Raw genomic sequence first — 6,986 nt, forward strand, 5'->3', positions numbered from 1 at the left:
TGCCGGGACGGGAGCGGCGGCGAGGAGTACACCAAGGGCGACCTCGTCGACTACTACCGGGCCGTCGCGCCGTTCATGCTGCCGCACCTGCGGGGCCGTCCGCTCATGCTGGAGCGGCACCCGGACGGCGTGGACGGCCCCCGGTTCATGCAGAAGAACACCCCGGAGCACTACCCGGACTGGATCTCCCGCGTCGAGGTGGCGAAGGAGGGCGGCACCGTCTGCCACACCGTCTGCGACGACACCGCCACCCTCCTGTACCTAGCCGACCAGGCCGCCCTGACCCTGCACCGGTGGCTGTCCCGGGCCGGGGACGCCGACCGGCCGGACCGGATGGTCTTCGACCTCGACCCGGCCGGTGACGACTTCCCCCGGGTCCGCGAGGCGGCCGTCCTGCTGGGCGAACTGCTCGACGGGATCGGGCTCCCCTCGGCCCTGATGACCACCGGCTCGCGCGGCCTGCACGTGATCGTCCCCCTGAGAGCCGGGCAGGACTTCGACGAGGTACGGGAGTTCGCGCGGGACGTCGCCGACACCCTCGCCGCGGCCCACCCCGACCGGCTCACCACCGCCGCCCGGAAGAAGGACCGCGGCGACCGGCTCTACCTCGACATCCAGCGCAACGCCTACGCGCAGACGGCGGTCGCCCCCTACTCGGTCCGCGCCCTGCCCGGCGCCCCGGTGGCGACCCCCCTGTCCTGGGACCAGCTGGACGACCCCGGCCTGCACGCCCGCCGCTGGACGGTCGCGGACGCCGTGGAGCAGGCCCGCACCCGGCCCTGGGACGGGGTCATGAGCCGCGCGCGGGCCCTGGCGCCCGCCCGGCGACGGCTGAGCGCCCTGCGCGGCTGACCAGTCGCGCGGCCCGGACGCCGGCCGCTCCGGTTGCGCGAACGTGTGGCACATGCATGGGGCCGTGGAGGTTTGGCGAACACGCTTGCGGCCACACGGAGGGGGAGGTGGCCATGTCGAACACGAACAACACGTCCGAATCGCAGAGTCCACAACAGAGTTCACGTAAAACACAGAGTTCTAGAACACAGAGTTCTCGTAAGACTCAGGACTCACAAGAACCACAGGACTCACAAGAATCACAGGAATCACAAAACTCACATAAGGCGCGTCGGCCCCGGCCGATGGAGATCCTGCGCGAGGCGCGGGCCCAGCTCGCCGAGCTCACCGGAATGACCGCGGAGAGCGTGTCGTCCTTCGAGCAGACGGAGGAGGGCTGGTCCCTGGAGGTCGAGGTCCTGGAGCTCGAGCGGGTGCCCGACACGATGAGCCTGATGGGCAGCTACCAGGTGGAACTCGACCCGGACGGGCAGCTCACCGGCTACCGGCGGGTCAGGCGCTACGAGCGCGGGAGGGCCGACGCGCGAGGTTCCGGCGGACGCTGAACCGCCCGGACGGACACACACCCACGGAATGGATGGAGGACATCCGGCATGACTGTCGTACCGGCACAGCAGACCGGCGGCGGAGGCGGCAGCAGCGGCCTTTACGACGTTCTCGAGCTCGTACTGGACAGGGGGCTCGTCATCGACGCATTCGTGCGCGTTTCCCTGGTCGGCATCGAGATCCTCAAGATCGACGTCCGTGTCGTCGTCGCCAGTGTCGACACCTATCTGCGCTTCGCCGAAGCGTGCAACAGGCTCGACCTCGAGTCCGGGCCGCGCAAGGACCCGGGCCTGCCCGACCTGGTCGGGGAGATGACCGAGTCCGGCGCCCGGGGCAAGTCCAAGGGGGCGCTGTCCGGCGCCGCCGAGACCATATCCGACGCGTTCAAGCAGGGCCGTGACGACAGCGGCTCCGAGCGGGAGACCGCCTCGCGGCCGCGTACCCGCAAGGCCGCGCCCTCGCGCCGCAAGGAGGAGCAGGAGTGAGCACGTACGTCTACGGCATCACCGACGGATCCCGCACCTCGCTCCCGGAAGGGCTGACGGGCGTCGGCGACCCGCCCCGTGAGGTGCGGATCCTCCAGGAGGGCGACCTGGCGGCCGTCGTCAGCGACGCCCCCGAGGACCTGCGCCCCAAGCGCCGGGAGCTGCTCGCCCACCAGAACGTGCTCAGCGAGGCGGGCGCCGCCGGCTGTGTGCTGCCCATGCGGTTCGGCAGCGTCGCCCCGGACGACAGCGCGGTCACCGGCGTCCTCGCGGAGCGCGCCGAGCACTACCGGGAGCGCCTGCGGGCCCTGGACGACCGGGTCGAGTACAACATCAAGGCCAATCACGTCGAGGAAGCGGTGCTGCACCACGTGATGGCCGAGAACCCGGAGATCCGCGCCCTCGCGGAGTCCAACCGGCAGTCGGGCGGCGGCAGTTACGAGACCAAGATCCAGCTCGGCGAGCTGGTCGCCTCCGCCGTCAAGGGCAAGGAGGCCGAGGACGCCGCGGCGCTGGAGAGCGCCCTGGAGCCGGCCGCCGACGCCGTCAGCGTGGGCCCCGAGTCCACCGGCTGGCTCGCCAACGTGTCGTTCCTGGTGAAGCGGGAGTCGGCCGAGGAGTTCATGGCCGCCGTGGAGCGGGCCCGCAGGGAGATGCCGCACCTGGAGGTGCGGGTGAACGGGCCGCTGCCGCCGTACAGCTTCGTGGAGCCCGGCCCGGCCGAGCCCGCGGGCACCGCGGCCGGTGGTGCGGACGCCGGAGCGGGGTGACGACCGTGGGACTCATCTCGGAGATCCTCCTCCTGCCGCTCGCCCCGGCTCGCGCCGGCGGCTGGGCCATCAGACAGGTGCTCGGCGAGGCCGAGCGCATCTACTACGACCCCTCCACGATCCGGGCCGAACTCGCCCGTCTGGAAGAGCGGTTGGACGCCGGGGAGATCACCGAGGAGGAGTTCGACCAGGAGGAGGACGCCCTCCTGGACCGGCTGGAGATCGCTACGCGCCACAGCGCGGGATTGGGCAACGGGACGGCACCATGAATCGAATGGGACTCGGCCTCGCCGTAGGGGCGGGCTATCTGCTGGGACGCACGAAGAAACTGAAAATGGCGGTCGCCGTGGGCACCATGGTGGCCGGCAAGAAGCTGAACCTGACCCCGAAGGGCATCGCGGAGCTCGTCTCCTCGCAGCTTCAGAACAACCCGCAGTTCAAGGAGATCGGGGACCAGCTGCGCACGGACCTGCGGGGCGTGGGCAAGGCCGCCTCGGGGGCCATGGTCGAGCGGCAGATCGACGCGCTCGCCGACCGCCTCCACGGGCGCACCGCGCAGGTCCGCGACCAGCTCTCCGGCGTGGCCTCGGCGGCGCCGGGCGTGGGCTCCGACTCCCGCGACTCCGAGGACTCGGAGGACTCGGAGTACGAGGACGAGGAGCGCGACGAGGAGCCGCGGGGCGAGTCGGACGACTCGGACGACTCGCACGAGTCCGACGAGTCGCGGGAGGAGCCCGAGCGGCGCCGTGAGCGGCCCGCGAAGAAGGCGTCCGAGGCGGCGCGCGGCGCGGCGAAGAAGACCCCCGCGAAGCGCCCGGCGAAGAAGGCCGCGGCGAAGGCGCCCGCGCGCAAGACGGCCGCCAAGCGGGCCCAGCCCGCGAAGAAGGCGGCCGGCAAGAAGTCGGCGCCCGCCCGCGGCGCCGGGTCCCGGCAGTCGAAGGGCGGTGGTGAGCGATGACCGACACTCTCGGTTCCGCGGCCTCCACGGCAGGCAAGGCCGCGAAGAAGAACCCGCTCGCCGACGTGGCGCAGAGCGAGGCGGCCGACCGCCTGAAGGCGGAGGTGCAGGAGTACCTCGCCGCCCAGGTCACCCGGCTGCTGACGGGCGTCGGCACCAAGCTCGGCGAGACCACCGGCAAGCTGAACGACATAGCCGAGGGCAACAGCCCCGGCTTCGCCAAGCTCGCCCTGGACGGCGGACGCAAGCTCGCCGAGGGCAAGAGCCCGATGCGGGCCGCGTTCGAGGTCGGCGCCGGCAAGGTGAAGGACAACGTGGTCGGCGCCTTCAAGAACCTCGGCGGCGGCAAGGGCAAGAAGAAGGGCGGCGGCGGCCAGAAGCCGACCGTCATCATCGAGTACGTCGATGTGGGCGTGCCGCTGCGCACGGCCTACGACCAGTGGACGCAGTTCCAGGACTTCAGCACCTTCGCCAAGGGCGTCAAGAGCGCGAACCGCGCCGACGACACGTCCTCCGACTGGCAGCTGAAGGTCTTCTGGTCCAACCGCAGCTGGAAGGCGAAGACCACCGAGCAGGTGCCCGACGACCGGATCTCCTGGTCGTCGGAGGGCGCCAAGGGCACCACCAAGGGCGTCGTCAGCTTCCACCAGCTCGCCGACAACCTGACCCGCGTGATCCTGGTCATCGAGTATTACCCGAGCGGTCTGTTCGAGAAGACCGGCAACATCTGGCGCGCCCAGGGCCGCCGGGCCCGCCTGGACCTGAAGAACTACGTCCGCCACATCACCCTCAAGGGCGAGGCCGACGACGGCTGGCGCGGCGAGATCCGCGACGGCGAGGTCGTCCGCAGCCACGAGGACGCGGTCGCGGAGGAGGAGCAGGAGAACCAGGAGGGCGAGGAGGACCAGGAGGGCGAGGAGCCCGAGGCCCGGGACGGCGACGAGAACGACGAGCACGAGGAGTCCGACGAGGCGGAGGACGCCTACGAGGACGACGAGGACGACGAGGACGCTCCGTACGCCGAGGACGAGGAAGAGGCGGACGAGGAGCCCGAGGAGTCCGACGAGCCCGAGGACGAGGACGGCTACGACGAGGAGCCCGAGGGAGAGTACGAGGAGGAGGAAGAGGACGGCGCCGACGCCGGTGCCGAGGACGAGTACGCGTCCCGCGGTGAGTACGCGGACGACGACGAGTACGCCGGCCGCGGGAGTCGTCGATGACCACTCCCAGCCGGCTGCCCGATCCCTATGGCCAGGGACAGAGCGCCAATCTCGCCGACATCCTGGAGCGGGTGCTGGACAAGGGTGTCGTCATCGCCGGCGACATCCGGATCAACCTGCTCGACATCGAGCTGCTCACGATCAAGCTGCGGCTCATCGTCGCCTCCGTCGACAAGGCCAAGGAAATGGGCATCGACTGGTGGGAGAGCGACCCGGCGCTCTCCTCGCGCGCACGGCGCGACGAACTGACCCGGGAGAACGCGGAGCTGCGGGAACGCCTGCGAGAGCTGGAGTCGGGCCGCGTACCGAGGGAGGAACGATGACGGCACTGCGGTACGTCTACGCCGTCTGCCGGCCCTTCGACGTCCCCCTCCAGTCGCAGCTCACCGGGGTCGCGGGCGACCCGCCCAGGCTGCTGGCCCACCACGGCCTGGTCGCCGCGGTCAGCCACGTGCCCGAGGCCGACTTCTCCGAGGAGTCGCTGCGGGCCCACCTGGAGGACCTGGACTGGCTCGCCGGGACCGCCCGCGCCCACCAGCAGGTCGTCGACGCGCTCACCGTCGTCACCACGCCGCTGCCGCTCCGGCTGGCCACCGTCTTCCGGGACGACAGCGGCGTCCGCGTGATGATGGAGGAGCGCGAGGACGACTTCCGGCGCACCCTGGACCGGCTGGAGGGCCGGGTGGAGTGGGGTGTGAAGGTCTACGTCGAGACGGACCCCGAACAGGCGGACCGTCCGGCGGAGCCCGAGCCGAAACCCGCCACGGGCCGTGACTACCTGCGGCAGCGGCGGATGCGGGCGCGGGCGCACGAGGACCAGTGGTCCAGGGCCGAGGAGTTCGCGACACGGCTGCACGCGAACCTGTCCTCCCGGGCCGACGACGCCCGGCTGCACGCCCCGCAGAACCCCACGCTGTCCGGCGCCGCCGGACGGAACGTCCTGAACGCCGCCTACCTGGTGCCGCGGGACGCCTCCGAGGAGTTCGTGGAGATGGTGGACCGCACGAAGGACGACACCCCCGGCATGCGCGTCGAACTCACCGGCCCGTGGGCCGCCTACTCCTTCGCGGGAGAGGCGGCCCCCGAGGACGGCGCGACGGGCGCCGGAACGGCGGGGCAAGCGGGGGAGGGGTCATGACCGTCGTCGAACGCCGTGAGATCGCCCTCGTGGACCTGCTCGACCGGCTGCTGGCCGGCGGCGTGGTCATCACCGGTGACATCACGCTGCGCATCGCGGACGTCGACCTGGTCCGCATCGACCTCAACGCGTTGATCAGCTCGGTCAACCGCAATGTGCCCTCGCCGTTCGGGGACTGACGTGAGCGAAGAAGAACCGGACCGCCGCAAGCGCCTCGACCTGGACCCCGACACGGTCGAGCGCGACCTGGTGAAACTGGTGCTGACCGTCGTGGAACTGCTGCGCCAGCTCATGGAGCGCCAGGCGCTGCGCCGGGTCGACGAGGGCGACCTGAGCGAGGAGCAGGAGGAGCGCATCGGGCTCACCCTGATGCTGCTCGACGACCGCATGACCGAGCTGCGTGACCGCTACGGACTGCGGCCCGAGGACCTGAACCTGGACCTCGGGCCGCTGGGACCGCTGCTGCCCCGGGAGTGAGCCTCCCGGGGCAGCAGCCTCACCGCCTGTCGTTCACCACCTGTACCAGCGGCCTCGGCCACCTCCTGCGGTCGTCCCACGAACCAGGAACCCCAGCAGCCACAGCACGATGACCACGAGGGCGATCCACCAGAGCACCTTCAACGCGAATCCGGCGCCGAACAGAATGAGCGCGAGAAGCAGCACGAGCAGAAGTGGAACCATGATGTGAACCTCCTGCCGTACTGGTTTCCCGAAATGCCCCGATCAGGCGTCCGTCAGGACTCCTTCCTGCACAGGATCTCCCCGTGCAGGACGCCGAACCACGCCTCCGGCCGCCGGCCCCACTCCCGCCAGGCCGCCGACACGGCCCGCAGCTCCTCCTGCGTCGCGTGGCCGCCCTCCGTGGCCCGCTCGGCGTAGGCCGAGGCCAGCGTGCGGTCCGCCCACAGGCCGCTCCACCACTCCCGCTCGTCCGGGGTCGAGAAGGTCCAGGTGTCCGAGGTCGCCGTGATGTCCGTGAACCCGGCCTCCAGCGCCCAGGCCTTCAGCCGCCGTCCA

Annotated in this window: 12 protein-coding genes and 1 pseudogene; 11 read left to right on the forward strand and 2 right to left on the reverse strand. The window is 71.0% G+C overall.

Going from position 1 to position 6,986, the window contains the following annotated elements:
* The 11 genes from ligD to gvpK all read left to right on the forward strand — a co-directional run.
* On the forward strand, positions 1-852 hold an 852-nt coding region (gene ligD, locus GTW67_RS17755), incomplete at its 5' end, for a non-homologous end-joining DNA ligase (protein WP_161165802.1).
* Between the two features lie 113 nt (positions 853-965).
* Positions 966-1,397 (forward strand): gas vesicle protein GvpO, encoded by a 432-nt coding sequence (gvpO, locus tag GTW67_RS17760; RefSeq protein WP_161165803.1) that lies wholly within the window; start codon positions 966-968, stop codon positions 1,395-1,397.
* Between the two features lie 48 nt (positions 1,398-1,445).
* On the forward strand, positions 1,446-1,883 hold the full coding sequence (gvpJ, locus tag GTW67_RS17765; RefSeq protein WP_161165804.1) for a gas vesicle structural protein GvpA: 438 nt from the start codon (positions 1,446-1,448) through the stop codon (positions 1,881-1,883).
* Positions 1,880-2,653: a GvpL/GvpF family gas vesicle protein gene (locus GTW67_RS17770; RefSeq protein ID WP_161165805.1), complete on the forward strand. Its 774-nt coding sequence runs from the start codon at positions 1,880-1,882 to the stop codon at positions 2,651-2,653. The genes gvpJ (GTW67_RS17765) and GTW67_RS17770 overlap by 4 nt, the downstream gene beginning before the upstream one ends.
* Before the next feature lie 5 nt (positions 2,654-2,658).
* On the forward strand, positions 2,659-2,922 hold the full coding sequence (locus tag GTW67_RS17775; protein ID WP_161165806.1) for a gas vesicle protein GvpG: 264 nt from the start codon (positions 2,659-2,661) through the stop codon (positions 2,920-2,922).
* Positions 2,919-3,611: a DNA primase gene (locus tag GTW67_RS17780; RefSeq protein WP_161165807.1), complete on the forward strand. Its 693-nt coding sequence runs from the start codon at positions 2,919-2,921 to the stop codon at positions 3,609-3,611. Before GTW67_RS17775 ends, GTW67_RS17780 begins: the two co-directional genes overlap by 4 nt.
* Positions 3,608-4,831 (forward strand): SRPBCC family protein, encoded by a 1,224-nt coding sequence (locus GTW67_RS17785; RefSeq protein ID WP_161165808.1) that lies wholly within the window; start codon positions 3,608-3,610, stop codon positions 4,829-4,831. Before GTW67_RS17780 ends, GTW67_RS17785 begins: the two co-directional genes overlap by 4 nt.
* The gene (gvpJ, locus tag GTW67_RS17790; protein ID WP_161165809.1) at positions 4,828-5,154 is read left to right on the forward strand and encodes a gas vesicle protein; all 327 of its coding nucleotides are present in this window, start codon (positions 4,828-4,830) and stop codon (positions 5,152-5,154) included. Before GTW67_RS17785 ends, gvpJ (GTW67_RS17790) begins: the two co-directional genes overlap by 4 nt.
* Complete coding sequence (locus GTW67_RS17795; RefSeq protein WP_161165810.1) at positions 5,151-5,969, forward strand: GvpL/GvpF family gas vesicle protein; 819 nt, start codon at positions 5,151-5,153, stop codon at positions 5,967-5,969. Before gvpJ (GTW67_RS17790) ends, GTW67_RS17795 begins: the two co-directional genes overlap by 4 nt.
* A complete protein-coding gene (gvpJ, locus tag GTW67_RS17800) occupies positions 5,966-6,148 on the forward strand; it encodes a gas vesicle protein (RefSeq protein WP_077799359.1) in 183 nt (60 codons plus the stop codon). The genes GTW67_RS17795 and gvpJ (GTW67_RS17800) overlap by 4 nt, the downstream gene beginning before the upstream one ends.
* Position 6,149: 1 nt before the next feature.
* Positions 6,150-6,446, forward strand: coding sequence for a gas vesicle protein K (gene gvpK / locus GTW67_RS17805; RefSeq protein WP_346010681.1), 297 nt, complete (start codon positions 6,150-6,152; stop codon positions 6,444-6,446).
* Positions 6,447-6,479: 33 nt separating this feature from the next.
* Here gvpK and GTW67_RS17810 read toward each other — a convergent pair whose 3' ends face one another.
* Together GTW67_RS17810 and GTW67_RS17815 are read right to left on the reverse strand one after the other, a co-directional pair.
* Positions 6,480-6,650, reverse strand: a complete 171-nt coding sequence (locus GTW67_RS17810; RefSeq protein WP_161165812.1) for a hydrophobic protein — start codon at positions 6,648-6,650, stop codon at positions 6,480-6,482.
* A 53-nt stretch (positions 6,651-6,703) separates the two neighbouring features.
* A pseudogene (locus GTW67_RS17815) lies at positions 6,704-6,986 on the reverse strand (SAM-dependent methyltransferase); the annotation flags it as partial.

It is taken from the genome of Streptomyces sp. SID5910 (genome assembly GCF_009862125.1).
Taxonomy (GTDB): domain Bacteria; phylum Actinomycetota; class Actinomycetes; order Streptomycetales; family Streptomycetaceae; genus Streptomyces.

What these genes read in the sequence shown, in the direction of transcription:
- gvpO (WP_161165803.1), top strand. Translation starts at nt 966, where the DNA reads ATGTCGAACACGAACAACACGTCCGAATCGCAGAGTCCACAACAGAGT.
- gvpJ (WP_161165804.1), top strand. Translation starts at nt 1,446, where the DNA reads ATGACTGTCGTACCGGCACAGCAGACCGGCGGCGGAGGCGGCAGCAGC.
- GTW67_RS17780 (WP_161165807.1), top strand. Translation starts at nt 2,919, where the DNA reads ATGAATCGAATGGGACTCGGCCTCGCCGTAGGGGCGGGCTATCTGCTG.
- GTW67_RS17785 (WP_161165808.1), top strand. Translation starts at nt 3,608, where the DNA reads ATGACCGACACTCTCGGTTCCGCGGCCTCCACGGCAGGCAAGGCCGCG.
- gvpJ (WP_161165809.1), top strand. Translation starts at nt 4,828, where the DNA reads ATGACCACTCCCAGCCGGCTGCCCGATCCCTATGGCCAGGGACAGAGC.
- GTW67_RS17795 (WP_161165810.1), top strand. Translation starts at nt 5,151, where the DNA reads ATGACGGCACTGCGGTACGTCTACGCCGTCTGCCGGCCCTTCGACGTC.
- gvpJ (WP_077799359.1), top strand. Translation starts at nt 5,966, where the DNA reads ATGACCGTCGTCGAACGCCGTGAGATCGCCCTCGTGGACCTGCTCGAC.
- GTW67_RS17810 (WP_161165812.1), bottom strand. Translation starts at nt 6,650, where the DNA reads ATGGTTCCACTTCTGCTCGTGCTGCTTCTCGCGCTCATTCTGTTCGGC.